Origin of the sequence: Xanthomonas sp. Leaf148 (assembly GCF_001423585.1) — a bacterium.
Taxonomy (GTDB): domain Bacteria; phylum Pseudomonadota; class Gammaproteobacteria; order Xanthomonadales; family Xanthomonadaceae; genus Xanthomonas.
Map to the genome: position 1 here is coordinate 177,014 of NZ_LMOP01000011.1, position 18,212 is coordinate 195,225.

The 18,212-nt window shown below is 66.6% G+C and carries 8 protein-coding genes and 1 other RNA gene; 5 read left to right on the forward strand and 4 right to left on the reverse strand.

Annotated elements, in window-relative coordinates; all coding sequences use genetic code 11:
- Positions 1-81: 81 nt before the first annotated feature.
- From ASF90_RS16505 to ASF90_RS22690, 3 genes are all read left to right on the forward strand, one after another.
- Positions 82-1,287, forward strand: coding sequence for an efflux RND transporter periplasmic adaptor subunit (locus ASF90_RS16505; RefSeq protein ID WP_201782834.1), 1,206 nt, complete (start codon positions 82-84; stop codon positions 1,285-1,287).
- Entirely contained in the window at positions 1,284-4,376 is a 3,093-nt protein-coding gene (locus ASF90_RS16510; protein WP_055852670.1) for an efflux RND transporter permease subunit, read from the forward strand. Before ASF90_RS16505 ends, ASF90_RS16510 begins: the two co-directional genes overlap by 4 nt.
- Positions 4,377-4,436: 60 nt before the next feature.
- A non-coding RNA gene (locus ASF90_RS22690) (sX9 sRNA) lies at positions 4,437-4,513 on the forward strand.
- Positions 4,514-4,869: 356 nt separating this feature from the next.
- Here the strand turns inward: ASF90_RS22690 and ASF90_RS16515 are convergent.
- Complete coding sequence (locus ASF90_RS16515; protein WP_055852673.1) at positions 4,870-5,214, reverse strand: hypothetical protein; 345 nt, start codon at positions 5,212-5,214, stop codon at positions 4,870-4,872.
- A 371-nt stretch (positions 5,215-5,585) separates the two neighbouring features.
- On the opposite strand from ASF90_RS16515, the gene ASF90_RS16520 reads away from it, so the two are divergent.
- Complete coding sequence (locus tag ASF90_RS16520; protein WP_055852676.1) at positions 5,586-6,467, forward strand: pirin family protein; 882 nt, start codon at positions 5,586-5,588, stop codon at positions 6,465-6,467.
- A 244-nt stretch (positions 6,468-6,711) separates the two neighbouring features.
- Positions 6,712-7,326, forward strand: a complete 615-nt coding sequence (locus ASF90_RS16525; protein ID WP_055852680.1) for an FMN-dependent NADH-azoreductase — start codon at positions 6,712-6,714, stop codon at positions 7,324-7,326.
- Positions 7,327-7,373: 47 nt separating this feature from the next.
- Here the strand turns inward: ASF90_RS16525 and ASF90_RS16530 are convergent, their stop codons facing one another.
- The 3 genes from ASF90_RS16530 to ASF90_RS16540 all read right to left on the reverse strand — a co-directional run bounded on the left by ASF90_RS16530 (position 7,374) and on the right by ASF90_RS16540 (position 17,969).
- Positions 7,374-8,267, reverse strand: a complete 894-nt coding sequence (locus ASF90_RS16530) for a LysR family transcriptional regulator (RefSeq protein WP_055852683.1) — start codon at positions 8,265-8,267, stop codon at positions 7,374-7,376.
- Between the two features lie 946 nt (positions 8,268-9,213).
- Complete coding sequence (locus ASF90_RS16535) at positions 9,214-9,435, reverse strand: hypothetical protein (RefSeq protein WP_055852685.1); 222 nt, start codon at positions 9,433-9,435, stop codon at positions 9,214-9,216.
- Entirely contained in the window at positions 9,432-17,969 is an 8,538-nt protein-coding gene (locus ASF90_RS16540) for a glucoamylase family protein (RefSeq protein WP_193552573.1), read from the reverse strand. Before ASF90_RS16540 ends, ASF90_RS16535 begins: the two co-directional genes overlap by 4 nt.
- Positions 17,970-18,212: the final 243 nt, after the last annotated feature.

The following is an 18,212-nucleotide window of genomic DNA, read 5'->3' on the forward strand; positions in this document are numbered from 1 at the left end:
CATGCAAGCGCGCAGACGCATGTGCCGCGTGCTGGTGTGGCCCTTTCCCCTTTCCCCTTTTCCTCAGATCGCGTAACCACCATGACCCCAACCGACACAACGGACAGCGCGCGCACCAACGCTGCGGCATCCAAGCGCAAACGGCGACGTTTCGCTTTGCCGCTGATGTGGTGTCTGCTGGCCAGTGGTGCCATTGCCGCAGGCTGGGGCTGGTCCACGCGCGCCCGGCCGCAGCTCCAGAATCTTCCAATCACCGCGTTGTCGGTCACGGCCATCACGCCACGCCAGGTGGAGTGGCCACGCACGCTGTCGGCGACCGGGATCGTGGCGCCCTGGCAGGAGGCGGTGATCAGTTCGCAAAGCAACGGGCTGCGGCTGGTGACGCTCAACGTGGCAGTCGGCGATGTGGTGACGCGCGGGCAGCTGCTGGCACGTTTTGATACCGCCACTCTGCTTGCGGCACGCGCAGAACTACGTGCGGGCCTGGCCAAAGCACAGGCGGCTGCACACCAGGCCGATACCAATCGCACACGTGCCATGCGCGTGCAGGCGGCCGGGGCGATGAGCGACCAGGAAGTGCAGCGCTACGTGACCGAAGCGGTGACCGCCACCACCCAGATCGCGGTGGCGCAGGCGCAGCTGGATGCCAACCGGCTGCAGCTGCAGCAAGCCGACATCACCGCCCCCGACGACGGGTTGATCAGCGCGCAGAGCGCCACGCTGGGCGCGGTGGCCAGCAGCGGCCAGGAACTGTTTCGGCTGGTGCGGCAGGGGCGCCTGGAATGGCGTGGAGAGTTCACACCCGAGCAGATTGCGCGGATCGCCGTAGGCCAGGACGTCCGGCTACGGCTGCCCGACGGCAGTGCCGCCGTGGCACGCGTGCGCCAGATCGCGCCGCTGCTGGATGCGCGCTCCCGGCTTGGCGTGGTGTATGCGGATATCCAGCCCGACCGCCTGCTGCGCGGCGGGATGTACATCGACGGTGCGGTGGCGTTGCCGGCCAGCAGTGCACTGGTGGTGCCGGCGTCGAGTGTGGTGGTGCGCGATGGCCGCAGCCTGGTGTTCCGCATCATCGGCAGCGGTCCCGAATCCAGGGTGCGCGCGCAAGCGGTGACGGTGGGGCGACGGGTCGGCACCGACGTCGAACTGCTGCAGCCGTGGAGCGGTGGCGAGCGCATCGTGGCGCAGGGGGCCGGGCTGCTTGCCGATGGCGACACGGTGTTGGTCAAGACCACGCCGGCCGGCCCGCTGGTCGGCATGCAGCTGATTCCACGTACGCCACGATGAACTTTGCTACCTGGTCGCTGCGCAATCCCATTCCCGCCGTGTTGCTGTTCTTCCTGCTGACCCTGGCGGGTGTGTACGGCTTTCGCAATCTCTCCATCCAGGCGTTGCCGGATATGGACCTGCCCACCGTCACTGTCGCCTTGACGCAGCCGGGGGCGGCACCGGCGCAGCTGGAAACCGAGGTGGCGCGCAAGGTGGAAGACTCCATCGCCATCGTCAGCGGCCTGCGCCATCTGCGCACCACCATCAGCGATGGACAGGTGCAGATCGTGGCCGAATTCCATCTAGAAAAATCGCTGTCCGATGCGTTGATCGAAACCAAGGATGCGGTCGACCGGGTGCGTTCGTCGTTGCCGCCGGAACTGTTGCAGCCTGCCATCAGTGCGGTGACCGAAACCGGCACGCCGATCCTGACCTATGCGGTGACATCGACAACGCTGGATGAGACCGCGTTGTCCTGGTTTGTCGACGATACCGTAAGCAAGGCGCTGCTGAAGGTGCCTGGCGTGGGCCGCGTGCAACGCCTGGGCGGCGTGCAGCGCGAGATCCGGGTGGAGGTGGATCCGGTGCAGATGACCGCACTCGGGGTGACCACGTCCGATGTGTCGCGCGCGCTGCAACAGACCCAGCAGGATTCCTCCGGCGGACGCGTGCAACTGGGCGGCGCCGAGCAATCGGTACGCACGCTGGCCGGCGTGCAGCAGGCCGCGCAATTGCCTGGCATGTCGATTGCGCTCGCCACCGGCGGCAGCGTGCGCCTGGAGCAAATCGCGCGCGTACGCGATGGCATCGCCGACCGTCGGCAGGCCGCGCTGCTCGACGGTAAGCCGGTGATCGGGCTCAGCCTGTATCGCACCAAGGGCTTCGACGAGACCAAAATCGCCGAAGGCGTTGCGCAGGCGCTGCAGCAGTTGCAACACAGCGACCCCTCGCTGCGCATCACCCCGGTCTCCGGCACCGTGGCCTACACCCTGGAGCAATTCGAAGGCTCGATGTCGATGCTGTACGAGGGCGCACTGCTGGCGGTGCTGGTGGTGTGGCTGTTCCTGCGCGACTGGCGCGCGACCCTGATCGCCGCATCGGCGCTGCCGTTGTCCATCCTGCCGGCGTTTGCGGTGATGTGGTGGCTGGACTACTCGCTCAATACGCTGACCTTGCTGGCCCTGGCGGTGGTGGTCGGGATCCTGGTCGACGATGCCATTGTCGAGATCGAAAACATTGAACGTCATCGGCGCATGGGCAAATCCGCGTTTCAAGCTACCGCCGATGCGGTCAACGAAATCGCCTTGGTGGTCATGGCCACCACCGCGACGCTGGTGGTGGTGTTTGTGCCGACCACGTTGATGGGCGGCATCCCGGGTTTGTTCTTCAAACAGTTCGGTTGGACTGCGGTGATTGCGGTGGTTGCCTCGTTGATGGTGGCGCGGCTGATCACCCCGATCATGGCGGCCACCTTTCTTGGCGCGCGGCACAGCGATCCATCCGAGCCGGCGACCGGTGCGGTGACCGCGTGCTATCTGCAGATGGTGCAGTGGAGCCTGCGGCATCGCGCGGCAACGTTGGGCGCCGCCGGCGTGTTTCTGCTGCTGTCGCTGGCGTTGTTGCCGTTGCTGTCCAAAGGCCTGGTGCCGCCCAGCGACCGCGGCTTCATCACCGTTAGCGTCGAGCTGGGGCCGGAGAGCGACATCGGGCAGACCCGTCAGGTCACCGAGCGGGTGCGCGCGGCGGTCGGCCGCATCGACGGTGTCGGCGCGGTGTTCACCAGCATCGGCGGCACTGCGGGCGGGCGCGGTGCGCAAGTGGCGGAGGTGCGCAAGGCCGAGATGACCCTGGTGTTGTCGCCGCGCAAGACGCGTGCGGCGCAGGCGCAGATCGAGCGCGCAGTGCGGCGGGTTCTGGTCAACATCACCGGCGCACGCGTCACCGTGAGCGGCGGCGGGCCGGGCGAACACCTGTCGATGATTCTCACCAGCGAATCGGAAGATGCCCTCAATGCCACCGTCGCTGCGTTCGCAAGCCAATTGCGCTCGGCCGGCCTGTCGGGTGTGCGTACCACCGCAGGCCTGCAACGCCCGGAGCTGGTAGCGCGGCCGATCCAGCGCCAGACCGCCCGTTATGGCGTGAGCAGCGCCGATATCGGCCAGACCCTGCGCACTGCGACCAGCGGCGATTTCGAACCGCAACTTGCCAAGCTCAATCTGGACAACCGGCAGATCAACATCCGCGTGCAGGTTCCCGACCGGGTCAGGGCCGATCTGGAGGCGTTGTCCAACCTGCGCGTGCAATCGCGCAATGGGCTGGTGCCGTTGTCCAGCGTGGCGGTGTTGGCGATGGAGAGCGGGCCGACCGAGATCAATCGCTACGATCGCCAACGCTACGTCACGGTGAGCGCCGACCTGGGCGACATGCCGTTGAGCAAGGCGATGGCCTTGGCCACCACGCGCCCCGCCATCCAGCACCTGCCTGCGAACGTGTCGCTGATCCAGTCCGGCGATGCAGAAGTGGCGGCGGAATTGTCGTCCGGCTTGCTGCTGGCGATCGCGATCGCCACCTTGTGCATGCTGTGCGTGCTGATCCTGCTGTTCAACGATTTCTTCCAACCGTTGACGATCCTGTCGGCCATTCCGCTGTCGCTCGGCGGCGCCTTCATTGCGTTGTTGCTGTGCGGAAGCGAGCTCGATGTGCCATCGATGATCGGCCTGGTGATGCTGATGGGCATCGTCACCAAGAACTCGATCCTGTTGGTCGAATACGCGGTGATCGCGATCCGCGATGGCGCAGTGTCGGTCGACGTCGCCTTGCTCGATGCGTGCCACAAGCGCGCGCGCCCGATCGTGATGACCACCGTGGCCATGATCGCCGGCATGCTGCCGATTGCGTTGGGTTTTGGTGCCGATGCCAGTTTCCGCCAGCCGATGGCCATCGCGGTGATCGGGGGATTGATCAGTTCGACCCTGCTGTGCCTGGTGGTGGTGCCTGCGGTTTTCAGCTGCATCCACGATGGTCGAACATGGCTGCATCGGCGTTGGCGCGGCGCGTTTAGGCGGGTGGATGATGATCCGGGCGGCCAAGCGCGTGCGGCAGACTAAGCGCGGCTAACAAAACGACGGCGCGCTCCGCAGGTGGGCACAGCCAGCGCTCGGTACGGCATGGACCACCCGTGCACTGCGGTTTCGGGCGCGCCACCCACGCCTAGCTGACGACTGCTTGCCAGCTTGCGTTTACCGCTCCAAGAAGCAACCGACGACGCAGCCGCCAGGCGGCCGCAGCCGGTGCGCGGAATCTGGTTGCCGTGTGCGTTGGCTGCGGTTGCTCAATGCCGTCCATCTCCGATCTGGCGGCCGTTCGCGCCACTGTGTCAGCCGCTCTGAAACGCGCCGCCACCTGTTTGGATCACCAGCAGGCGGCCAGCGCTCGGCATCTGTGCGCTGGCGACCCCGCAAAGCAGCAACGTGCCGGCGGTGCGTCAACTGCCACCGACACCTCTCACGTCAGAGCCCAGACTTCTGCGCGGCGCGCTTCGCCAAGCGCTGCGCACCGCCCGTGCTGCGGCCAACCGGTGCGCAGCGAGGCGCGTTGCCCTCAGCCGCAATACACCGCAGTGATGTTGTTGGTCGGGCCGGTTTCGATGCTCAGGTGATCGCCGCCGCTTTCGCTGGCGCCCTGTGCGGGGTCGGCCAGACCGCTGGCGGTGGTGCCGCCGGTGGCGCGCTCGCCGCGCCGTACACTGACCTGCAGGCTGTCGCTATCCACGCGCGCGCGCTCCACCGTCTGCGCCGCTGCGGCCAAACCCACGATGCCGCGGACCTTTTCGATATGGCATTGGCCGGAGATCGCGCCATCGATGGGTTGCACCTGCGCCACTTGATTGGAAGCACAGGCCGAGAGCAACAGGACGGCAGCGAGCGGGGCGAGGGTGCGGATCATCGGGCGTCTCCAGCGAAAGAATGGCGCAAGCGTGAAGAACCCGTTGTTGGTGTGGCATGAAGGCCGCCCGCTGGGGCGCGGCGCCCGCAACGCAGCGCCGTGCGCTCCTGCACTGGCGGTGGCGCCCAGCATCGGGATCGCTGAGCGAAGCCCCCCAGACCGCGTGACTGCCCCACTCGGTGCAGGCAGCCCAGGCGGGATTCCGGCCGCTATTCCGTCCACGCGCACCAAGGAGGCGAAGGCGTGCAGGCTGGATTACTTCGATTTTTGGACGATTCCACTCCAAATCTTCCGGCTAGTCGATCAATAGGCGCATCTCTACGCTTTGCATCACCGGAGCAGCTGGCTCCACCACCGCACAGGGATCTGTCATGAACGCACAACTGGCCACCACCTACGCCGATCAGCCGCAGCACGAGACAAGCGTGCAGGCCACGCCGCGCCCGGTGGTGTTTCGCACCCGCGGCACCACCCGCGGTCCGATCACCCGGCTGATGAGCCCGGGCGATCTGGGGCAGCTGGTCAAGCCGTTCGTGTTCCTGGACCTGTTCACCGTCAAACCGTCGGTGGGAGGAGCACCGATGGGCATGCATCCGCATTCGGGCATTGCCACGCTCACCTACCTGATGGAGGGCGAGGTCGGCTACGAGGACAGCACCGGCAAGCAGGGCACGCTGCCTACCGGCGGTGTGGAATGGATGCGTGCCGGCAATGGCGTGTGGCACGACGGTGTGCCGGTTGGCCAGTCCTCGGCCAAGGGCTTCCAGCTTTGGGTCGCATTGCCTGCAGCCGAAGAAAACGCTCCGGCGCAAAGCCTGTATCTGTCGCCGGCCGATGTGCCGGTGGCCGGGCCGGTGCGTGTGCTGCTGGGTCGCTACGGCGAGCTGGAAAGCAAGATTCCGGCGCCGGCCGACATGACCTATCTGAGCGTGCAACTACAGGACGGGGAGCGCTGGCGTTACGTGCCGCCGGCCGGCCACAGCGTGGCCTGGATCGCGGTGCACACCGGGCAGCTGGACGCGGCCGAGAGCATCGGCAGCGGCCAGATAGCGGTGTTCAAGGATGCCGAGCAGGCCATCGATGTGGTGTCGGTCGGTGCGAGCTCCTTCGTGCTGGGGTCGGCGGTCAAGCACCCGCACGACCTGGTCATGGGCCACTACTCGGTGCACACCAGCACCGCCGCACTGGCGCAGGGCGAGGCGGAGATCCGCCGCATCGGCGAGCAATTGCGCGCCAAGGGCCGCCTGGGCTGAGTCGCGCGCATGCCGGGCAGCCGAGACATGGCTGCCCGGCATGCGGCGTCAAGCACGCAGCGCTTGCCAGGCAACACAGCGCATTACCGATCGTGCGGAAGGCAATGCGCCTTTCAAACCCGCACGCCCGAGCCATGGCGACAGGTCTTCAACGATGGCCTGCACCGCCCAACCGTCGATGCGTGCGCACCTCAGCCATGCATCGCCACCCATCACACCCCACCTATCCAGCAAAGGCATTCCAATGAAACTGCTTCATCTTGATTCCAGCATCCTCGGCGACTATTCGGCGAGCCGTCAGCTCAGCGCACGCATCGTTGCCAAGCTGCAACAGAGCAACGGCGATGTCACCGTCACCCACCGCGATCTGGCCGCCAACCCCATCGCGCATCTGTCCGGCGCGCATCTGGCTGCGCAGCAGAATCCCACGGCCGATCAGACGCCGGAACTGGCCGCCGACCTGGCCAATGGTGCTGCGGTGCTGCAGGAATTTCTGGATGCCGACACCGTGGTGATCGGTGTGGCGCTGTACAACTTCACCGTGCCGACCCAGCTCAAGGCCTGGATCGATCGCGTACTGGTGGCCGGCAAGACCTTCCGCTATACGTCCGACGGAGTGCTCGAAGGGCTGGCCGGCGACAAGCGGGTGATCCTGGCGGTGGCGCGCGGTGGGTTCTATAGCGTCGGCTCGCCGCTGGCGTCGCTGGAGCATGCCGAAACCTACATGCGCACCGCGCTGGGCTTCGTCGGCCTGCATCACCCGGAGGTCATCGTTGCCGAGGGACTGGCCACCGGGAAGGAGGGACGTGAAGCGGGTCTTGCCGTTGCCCATCAGCAGATCGATGGGCTGGCTGCCTGAGTCGGCGCGACGCCATAGCGGCGTCGCCACTGCCACTGCCCAGGCGCCTACAGCGCATTCAATCGCAAGGTCACGGCCTGGATAAACGCTGCGACCGCACGCGGCAGATGCCGTCGGCTTGGGTAGAGCGCGTGCAAGCCCTGCCCCCGGCGTTGGAAATCCGGCAGCACCACGCTCAGGCGGCCCTGTTCGATATCCGGGCGCGTCAGTGCCTGCGGCAGTAGCGCGATGCCGAGCCCGGCCACCGCGGCCAGGCGCAAGGCGCGCGCGGTGGTGGCAGCAAAACGCGCCTGCACCTGCACCTGCTCGGCAAGCCCGGACGGCCCGATCAGCGTCCAGGTCATCTGCCCACTTGGGTGCGGGAAGCCGATGCCGTCGTGCTGGGGCAAGTCGTCCACCTGCAGCGGCCTGCCGCGCGCCTGCAGATAGTCTGGGCTGGCGACCATCAGGTCGCTGTTGTCGGCCAGGATCTGGCGGCCGACATACCCCAGGTCCGGCAATGTGCCGCCACGGAAGGCCACATCGATGCGTTCGGCGATCAAATCGGCCTTGGCATCGCTGAGCACGAATTCCAGCCGCACGCGCGGATGCGCGGCGAGAAATTCGCCGACCCATTCGATGCGGAAAAAATCCAGAAAATCCGCGGGTGCCGCTACGCGCACCAGCCCGGCGGCTTCGTCGCCATCGGCCACCAGGCTCTGCCCGGCCGAGGTCAGCCCGTCCACCGCATCGGCGCAACGTTCGAAGAAGGCTTGCCCGGCGTCGGTCAAGGTCAGCTTGCGGGTGGAGCGCTGCATCAGGCGCGTGTCCAGCTGCGCTTCCAGCTGCTGCACGCGCCGGCTCACGCTGTTGGGAGCGGTGCCGAGCCGGCGCGCGGCTTCGGCAAAGCTGCCGCTGCGCACCACCTGCACGTACAGCGCGATGTCATTGAGATCGATCACCAGCGGCCTTGGCGCATGTAAACGCGGAGTCTAAGCGCGCTGCCTGCGTGCAGTCGATCATGGCGGCGTCGGGTGCTGTATGCGGTAGCTCAGGTGCACTAGCAGTAAAGCGCGTCATGCCTTGTTGCCCGCGCTCGGTTGATTGAGATTTTGACGCTGCGTCTAACCAAGCTAAGTTGCAAAATCTTGCTTGCTCAGATGTGGTGGAACGGTGCGGTAAGGCATGCGTAGAGCATTGGTGCTGCGTGCTTGCTGCGGGGCCCTGGCCCGCCCACCATCGCGGGACACGCTGCAAGTACGTCCTTGTAAGCGCTTATGCGGCATCCATGCCGCGTAAGGTCCCGCGACGGTGGGCGGGCAAGGACCAGTGGAGGTAGTGGGTGTGCATGTTTTTAAGCAGCCGACCAATTTTATGGTGCGGTGTCCTCGCCGCTTGCGGGACCGTGTGGCGGCATGGATGCCGCCACCGAGCCTACATGGACGTACTTGCGGCGTGTCCCGCGAGCGGCGAGGGCACCGCACATTCGACTCACTCAGCGTTTGACGGTATCCAACGTCTCTGCGGCTCGAATCCTTGGCTGCCTTTGCAGCGTGTGTCTCGATGGAATGAGATGTTTCGGATAGATCAGATGCAAAGCGAGTGATGTGCAGCTTGGTTGCAGGGCCCTTGCCCGTTCACCGTCGCGGGACACGCTGCAAATACGCCCATGTAAATTCTTCTGCGGCATCAATGCCGCATAAATTCCCGCGATGGTGAGCGGGCAAGGACCAGTCGAGATGGTCGGTGTGCATAGTGCAAGCAATGCAGGACGTTCTTCTGATTGGTTAGCTATCGTGTCGTTCTGCGACGCGCACCACCGAGCCCATGCAACCTGCGAGACGCTCAGCTTTTTACCCGGCGACCGACCAACTTTCTGGTGCGGCGTTCTCGCCGCTTGCGGGACACTTATTGCGTGCGCGTGAGTCCGTGACGCTGCAACAACTGCTGCAGGCGGTCCTGCACCCGCTGCAGGTCAGCGTCGGCTGCCTCGTCCAGAATGTCCTGCGCCAGTGCATCGAACTGCGGCCAGAACTGGCTGGGGTCGCGCACCCGCTGCGGCCAGACCGACAGCATCTTGCCTAGCTCGGAGAGCTGATGATTGGTGTGGGTGCGTGTGTGCAGGCTCATGTCGCGTCTCCCGGCCAGTCCAGAGCCACAGCGTGGACCGCACCGTCGTCGATGAGAGTGAAAGCAAGCTCGGCCTGCAGCACGCCATCTAGCTCCAGCCGTGCCGCGCCACCTGGGCGTTGGGTGACATCGATTACGTAGGTGCTGGCGCCGAAGCGATACCGCAGCTGGTAGCCCGGCCAGCCGGCCGGGATGCACGGCACGATGTGCATGCGTTCGCCATGCCGTTGCAGGCCGAGCAGCGATTCGGTCAGCAGCCGGTACATCCAGCCTGCCGCGCCGGTGTACCAGCTCCAGCCACCGCGGCCGGCGTGCGGCGCCACCGCGTAGACATCGGCGGCCAGCACGTACGGTTCGGCCTTGTAGCGTTGCACCGCCGCTGCATCGCGGGCATGGTGGATCGGGTTGATCATGCCGGCCAGTTGCCAGGCCCGCGCGCTGTCGCCCAGGTGGGCGAAGGCCATCGTCGCCCACACCGCTGCATGGGTGTACTGGCCGCCGTTCTCGCGCACGCCAGGGACGTAGCCACGGATATAACCGGGGTCGTGTTCGGTGCGATCGAACGGCGGCATCAGCAGCTTGACGATGCCGGCGTCGGTGTCGACCAGATGCTGGTGCATCGCGTCCATCGCTTGTGCGCTGCGCGCCGGGTCCATCGCGCCGGACAGCACCGCCCAGCTCTGCGACAACGAATCGATACGGCATTCGTCCGAGTCGCTTGCGCCCAGCGGGGTGCCGTCGTCGAACCACGCACGCCGGTACCAGCCACCATCCCAGGCGTGCTGTTCCAGCGACGCGCGCAAAGATTGTGCATGCGTGCGACAGGTCGCGGCGAATGCCGCATCGTCGCGCTGCGCGGCCACGTCTGCGAAACGCAGCAGCGTGTCGTAGAGGAAAAAGCCCAGCCACACGCTCTCGCCCTTGCCGTCCTTGCCGACCCGGTTCATGCCGTCGTTCCAATCGCCGCTGCCGATCAGCGGCATGCCGCGTTCGCCCAGCCGGGTCATGCCACGTTGCAGGGCGAGCACGCTATGCGCATACAGCGACTGCATGTTGCCGGTGAGCTGGGGCAGGTCGTAATACGATTCTTCGTCGGGCTTGAGTTCGCGCCCGTCGATGAAACCCACGCGCTCGTCCAGCACGCTGGTATCGGCGGTGGTGTCCAGATAGCGGCACAGCGCCTGTGGCAACCACAGAAAATCGTCCGAACACTGCGTGCGCACACCCCGGTTCTGCGGCGGGTGCCACCAATGCTGCACATCGCCCTGTACGAACTGATGCGCGGCGCAGCGCAGCAGATGCGCGCGGGTGAGCGCCGGCTGCGCATGCACCATCGCCATGCTGTCCTGCAACTGGTCGCGGAAGCCGAACGCGCCACCGGACTGGTAGTAACCGCTGCGTGCCAGGAACCGGCAGGCGATGGTCTGGTAGAGCAGCCAGCCATTGGCCAGCAGATCCACCGCCGCATCCGGCGTGCTCACCTGCACGGTGCCCAGAATCTGCTGCCAGTGCGCACGCACCGCCAGCAGTGCAGTGTGCGCGGTGGCCACGCCACGGCTTTGACGTGCCAGCGTCAGTGCGCTGGCGCGATCGGCGGCCGCACCCAGGCGGAACACCGTTTCAAAGGTCTGTTCGGCCGCCAGCGTCACCGGAATCTGGATCGCCGCGCAGGGGTCCAGGCCGGCACCCACGCGCCCGGACAAACGCTGCCGAGTGAGCGCGGCGGGGGCGGCCAGGCTGCCGTTGCGCCCGAGGAATTCCCTGCGGTCGGCGGTGATGCTGCGGCTGGGCGCATCGGCATCGAAGAACGCCACGCGGCCGTCGAATTCGGTGTTGTACGGGTTGCGCGCGGTCAGCACGCTGCTGCCCAGGTCCACCTCGCTGACCACATGCAGTTGCGAGCGTGCGCGGATGTCGCCGAGCACCCATTCCACATACCCGGTGACGCTGAGCCGACGTGGACGCCCAGACAGATTTTTCAGCCGCAGATGGCTGAACTTGATCGGCCGCTCCACATCGACGAACACCCACAGCTCGCTGCCGATACCGTGTTCGATATGGCTGTAGACGCTATAGCCGAAGCCGTGGCGCACGGTGTAGCGCCCGTTGCCGCGGCATGGCAGTGCCATCGGCGACCATACCTCGCCGGTGTCGTCGTCGCGCAGATAGAACGCCTCGCTTGAGGCATCGCCGACCGGGTCGTTATGCCACGGCGTGAGCCGGAATTCGTGCGCGTTCTCGGCCCAGCTGTAACCGGGGCTGCTGTCGCTGACCACGCTGCCGAACTGCGCATTGGCCATCACGTTGCACCACGGCGCCGGCGTGGCGGTGCCTTCGTCCAGGGTGATGCGGTATTCGCGGCCGTCGGCGGCGAATGCGCCCAGGCCGTTGTCGAACAGCACCGCTTCTTCGGCTGCGGCCTGCAGGGTGTGGTCCAGGTAAGCGGCATGCGTGCTGGCCAACGCGTCGGCGCTGTCCAGTTGCTGGATCGGCTCCAGCAGCGGCGGGTGCGCACGTGCGCTGGGGTGGCGCTGCAGTTGCGCGTCCAGGGTGCCGTTGGCATCGCTCAGTATCGCGCGTGCCACGGTCTGCAACAGCACGCGGTCTTCCTGCGAAATGTGTTCGATGGCGCGCACGAAAGTACCGCCGGGGCGGTCGAGCACATTGGCTTCGGGATCGGCGGCGATCAGGCCCAGGATGGCGTCCTGCAACTGCTGGCGATAGCCGGCCTGGCTTTCGTTCCAGATCACCAGATCCGCACGCAGGCCTTTCAGGCGCCAGTACGCGTGCGCCTGCACCAGCTGGCGCGCCAGTTCGAGATTGTCCGGGTCGGTGATGCGCAGCAGCACGATCGGCAGATCGCCGGAGATGGCGTGACTCCACAGCGCCGACTGGCCGCGGTGGTTGTGCAGCAGCACCTCGTTATCGGCGCGCAGTTGCGGGTCGACGAACAGCACGCGCGCGGCCAGCCGCTCGTAGAGCATCGCATCGGCCAACGAAGCATTGATCTGCCGGCGCGTGACCTGGCTCTGGGTCAGTGCCAGATCGAACACCCGGTCGGCCAGACGGCGGTCGCGGTACTTGTCGATCAATGCGGTGCAGGCGGCGCGTTGGGTGCCCACGCCGTAGACCATGTCGACCTGCGCCTGCTGATCGGGCGCCAGCGAAAGACGGCAGCGGATCGCCACGATCGGGTCCAGCACCGAGCCGGCCGCGCCCGACAGCGCGGTCTGTTCGCTCAGGGCCGCCGGATTGCGGGTGCTGCGCCCCCGCCCGATGAACGCGGCGCGGTCGGTCTCGTAGGAGATCGTCGCCACATCGGCATCGTGCACCGCCACCAGATGCAGCATCCACGGCTGCGCCTCGTCGTGCCCGCGCGGTCGGCGTGTGCACAGCAGGGCCTGTCGGTCGGCCAGGATCTCGGTCTGCACGAACAGGTTGCTGAAAGCCGGATGCGCCTCATCGGAGGCGGCCGGCGCCAGCACCACTTCGGCGTAGGTGGTGATCTCGATGACCCGCGTCTGCCGCGAGCGGTTGCGGATGCGCAAGCGGCGCAGTTCCACATCGTCCTCGGCGGAAATGGCGATTTCCAGATGGCTGTCGTACCGCTGGTGGCTGCCCTTGAACTCGGCCTTTGCATCGGAAAAGATCGCTTCGTAGCGCTCTACCGGCACGCAGGTCGGCTGGTGCGCGGCCGACCACACCGCGCCGCTGTCCACATCGCGCAGATAGCAGAACGTGCCCCAGTGATCGCGGGTGCCATCCTCGCGCCAGCGGGTGACCGCCATGTCGCGTGCACGGCTGTAGCCACCGCCGGCGGAGGTCAACATGCCGTGGTAACGCCCGTTGGAGAGCAGTTGCAACGCCGGCTGCGCCATGTTGGGGTCGCGATGGATACGCAACGCCATCCCCGCCTCGGTGGCGACCGGGCGTTCGGCTGCTTCGACCAGGCCTTTGACGTAGACGCCGGCACGCGGTGCGCGCTCCTGCAACAGCAACAACGTGGCCTGGAATTGCGGATCGGCGACAAAGCGTTGTTGCATCGGCGCATCGCGCAACACGTGATCCAGCGCCAGCAGCGCCATGCCCTGGTGATGCGACATGAACGAGCGCACCACGGCGTGTTGTTCGCCACGCGGCACCCGCGAAGGTGTGTAATCGATCGCCTCGTACAGACCGAAGCGGCCGCCGAAGCCCAGCGCCTGCAGTTGCTGCAGATTGCGGCAGGCCGCATCCGGTTCGACCATCAACGCCATCGCGCTGGCATAGGGCGCGATCACCAGATCCTGGCCCAGCCCGCGCTTGAGCCCCAGCCCGGGGACGCCGAACGCGCGGTATTGATAATTGCGCCGCGTATCGACCGTGTTGTAGCCCGATTCGGACACGCCCCACGGTACATCGCGCGCCGCGCCATAGCGGATCTGCGCCTGCACCGCGCCGCGCATCGAGCGGCTCAGCAGCGTCTGCGGGTAGCTGGGCATCACCAGGTCGGGCATCAGGTACTCGAACATCGAGCCGCTCCACGACAGCAGCGTCGGCTCGGCGCCGGTATCGGTCAGCGTGCGCCCAAGCGCGAACCAGCTGTCCTGCGGCAGCTTGCCCTGGGCGATCGCCACGAAGAGCCCTAAGCGCGCCTCCGAGGCCAGCAGGTCGTAATGGCCGCTATCCAGGCGGCGGTCGTCGACGTTGTAGCCGATCGACAACAGCTGCTGGGCACGGTTGTAGAGAAAGCCGTAGTCCATCTGCGCCAGTTGCCCGGCGATATGCGCAAGCCGTTGCAGCTCCTGCACGCGCGTGGCGGCCCAGGTCTGCACCTGCGGCGGCTGGCTGCCGTCGGCCAGTTGCCGCAGCGTGGCGACAGCCTGGGAGTGCTCTTCCGCTGTGTGCGGAGAGGGGCTGGCGAGTGCCTGCGCGCACTGGCTCACCTCGTCCAACGTCGCCTTGCAACAGTCCACCAGGCGCTGCGGCCAGGGCTCTTCGTCATCGCCCGTGCTCGGCATCGCCGCCAGGAGCGATTGGCTCTGTGCCAACAGCAGCCGCAGGGCGGCATCGGCCTGGTGCAGGGTCGGCGTGGGCTGGTTGCGGATCGCCTGCACGCGCTGCGTCATCGCGCGCAGTGCGGCGGTGGCATCGTCGCTGCGCGGCGTCGCTTGCATGCTCAGCACGCCAAGCGTGTCGGCCAGCCCGTCGAACACCGCCATCGACACCGCCGGCGCATCCACCAGCGCCAGCAGCCCTTGCCGCAGCGTCAGCAGATGCCCGACCAGGTTGCCGCTATCGACGGTGGAGACATAACGCGGCATCAACGGTGCCAGCGTTTCGGTGTCGTACCAGTTGTAGAAATGGCCGCGGTGGCGCGGTAGCGATTCCAGCGTGGTCAGCGTGTCGGCCACGCGGGTCATCACGCCGGCCACGGTCAGGTAGCCCAGATCGTAGGCGGCCAGGTTGGCCAGCAACCCCAGCCCGATGTTGGTCGGCGAGGTGCGGTTGGCCACTACCGTGACCGGGTATTCCTGCACGTTGTCCGGCGGCAGCCAATGGTGCTGCGCGGTGCTATGGCTCTCGAAGAACGCCCAGGTGCGCCGCGACAATCCGCCGAGGAAATCGCGCTGCTCCTGCGACAACTGCGCCACCGGCGCAGCGGGCTGTTCGCCCAGCCAGGCCATCAGCCAGGGCGCGCCCAACCACGCCAGCCCCAGCGGCAGCGCCGCCCACAAGGCCGACGGCGACCACCACGCCACCGCCGCAACCACCAGCGCCGCACTGCAGGCGGCGCCGGCCATCAGGGGGTGTTCGGCATTGCCGCTGCGCGCGCTGCGTTCCACTTCGCTGGATGGCGCCCACTGCAACAGATGGCGATGGGTGATCGTCATCCGCAGTAGCGTGCGGGCGATGGCCGCCAGCTGCAGCCCTGCCTCGAACGGCAGGCAGGCCAGCACCACACCGGTGCGCAGCAGATACTGGCGCAGCCCCGCCCCCACCTGGCGCGCGTGATGACGCAGCCCCAGGCCCTCGGGCGGATGCGCCAGCGCATACAGCGCCGAACACAGCCCCGGCAGCAGCCACAGCACCAACAGCCAGAGCGTCCAACGCAGCGGTGTGGGCGAGCACAGCCAGCCGATCAGCAACAAGCCGAAAGCGGCCGGTGCCACCAGGCTGCGGCGCAGGTTGTCCAGCAGCTTGCCGCGCGACAACCACGACAACGGATTGCGCGCGCGCCGGCCACCCCGGTCGGGCACCCAAGGCAGCAGCCACGGCAAGAGTTGCCAGTCGCCACGCACCCAGCGCGCGCGGCGCTTGGCATCGGTGGCATAGCGCTGCGGATGGCGCTCGTACAGACGCACGTCGCTGAGCAAACCGGCGCGCACATAGCAGCCTTCCAGCAGGTCGTGGCTGAGCACGCGGTTGTCGGGGAAGCGGCCGGCCAGCACCTGCTCGAAAGTGGCCACGGCATAGATGCCCTTGCCGATAAAGGAGCCTTCGCCGAACAGGTCCTGATACACGTCCGACACCACGCGCGTGTACGGGTCGATGCCCGGCTCGATGCCGAACATGCGTGCAAAGCGCGATTCGCCGCCCTCGCTCATGCCGGTGCCCAAGCCAGGCTGCAGGATGCCGTAACCGGCTTCGATGATCTGCCCGGACGCATCCATGCGCGGCACATTCAACGGATGCGACATCGCGCCGACCAATGCGCGTGCCGCATCCCGAGGCAGGTGGGTATCGCTATCGAGCGTGATCACATAACGCACCTGCACCAGCGCGGCGACATCGCCTTGCACCTGCAGGAAGTCGTTGGCTGCCTGCAGCGGCGCATCTTCCGCGCAGAGCAGGCGGTTGAGTGCTTCCAGCTTGCCGCGCTTGCGCTCTGCACCCATCCAGCAGCCCTCGTGGGCGTTCCATTCGCGTGCGCGGTGCAGCAGGAAGAACCGATCGACATGCGCGTCGGCATACGCCGCGTTGAGCCGATCGATGTGTTGCGCCGCATGCGCCACCAGCGCCACATCGGCAGGCAACAAGGCTTGCGCGGCATCGAGAAAATCGGTGAGCAGCGCGAAGTACAGCTGCTCGTCGCGGTTGGCCAAGTAATGCACCTCCAACGCGCCGACCAGCTCATCGATGGCATCGGCACTGGCCAGCATGCTCGGCATCACCACCAGCGTGCGGCAATCCGGTGGAATGCCCAGGCGGAGGTCCATGCGCGGCAACGGATGCGGGCGCACCCACAGTGTCGCCACCCAATTGACCAAGGCAATACCCAACTCGCTGGCAGCCAGGAGTGCGAGACCGGCGGTGGTCCACCACAGCGTCGCTGGCAGTGCGCTCACGCCCTGCAGCAAGAGGCCGGTCCATAGCAGGGCGATCAATGCGATCGGCAACAGATACACCGGCAGCGCAACGCGGCGTGCGCGCCGCCCGCGCGGCAATGGCGTCGGGCGCGCGGACGTGGATGGCGCGCGTAGCGCGGCACGTAACGTCGGCAGCCCCGCATCCACCAGGTAATAGCCCACATGGGCGGTTACCGGCGCGTCGGCGCTGGCCTGCGCGGCCAGCTGCAACACCGTCTGCGCCACCGCCGGTTCGTCGCAGTGCATGCGCTGGGCCAGGTGCTCCACCACATGCCGGTAGGCATCGCGGGTCTGAAAATCCATGCGCGCATAGACATCGGCCGGATCGCTGCGCAGGTGCTGCTCCACCACACTCATGCTTTCGACGAATTCGCGCCAATCCATTTCATCCAGAAACCGCAGGCTGCCGATACTGTTGCTGATCGCCACCTGTTCGGCCGCCTGGCGTTGGCTTTCGGCATGCACCAGCCCCTCCACGCTCTGGCCTTCGCTGGCCAGCCATTGCTCCACCCAGGCACTGGCCATCGACAGCACCGGGCCGCGGCCCTGGATGCCGCGCGTCAACTCAGCGACGAACGCGCCGGTGGCCGGCGGTTGCGAGCGCGCCAGATCGGCCACCACCACCACCACATCCTTGGGCTGGGCCGCGGCAGTGGCGTTGAGCAAGGCCGCCCAGTCCGCGGCGAGGGCGTTGTCGCGCCCGTCGTGCATGATGCCGTCGGCAATGCGACGCACGTTGTCGAGCAATGCCAGCCGCAGCACGATCGGAATCGCCCACAGCTCGCCGAGTTTGAGCGGTGCCACCTGTTGATAGGCCGCAATGAAACGGCTCAGCGTGATCGCATCCACACGCCCGTCGCCATGCGCGACGACCTGCAGGCCCAACTCGTAGACGCGCGGCAGGCCGATTGCGGTGGCGGTGCGCAGACGCGGCAGTTGCCGGCTGTAGCCGGGCGGAAGATGCAGCCGCGCCAGGCGCATCTGCTCTTCGATCAGATAGTAGTTGTCCAGCAACCACTCGCCGGCAGGATGCAATCGCACGCCATCGGCTGCCATCTCGGTCAGGCGCGATGCCGCACCGTCGAGCGCCCGTTGGTTGAACTTGAGCCCCGACAACAACAGCTCGCGTGCCGGCCCGGTGTAGAGCGCATGCGAGGTTGCCAGCGCACGCGCCAGCGTTTCCATCTGCTCGTCGCCGAGCAAGGTAACGCCCGGTGCGACCGCATCACGGACCGGATGCGCTTGGAGTGATCGTGCTGGTTGGGTAATCGATTGCCACCAGAGAGAGAACGCAGACGCTTTCCGCTTTGGCGGCATGGAGACATTGCCTGTGCAGCATAAGTGCCGCTAGAGCCACGATCATGCGCGCTCGCGTTAGGCGACATGTGAAGGGGGATGCATGTGCAACGCGCGATGCCACGTGATGTC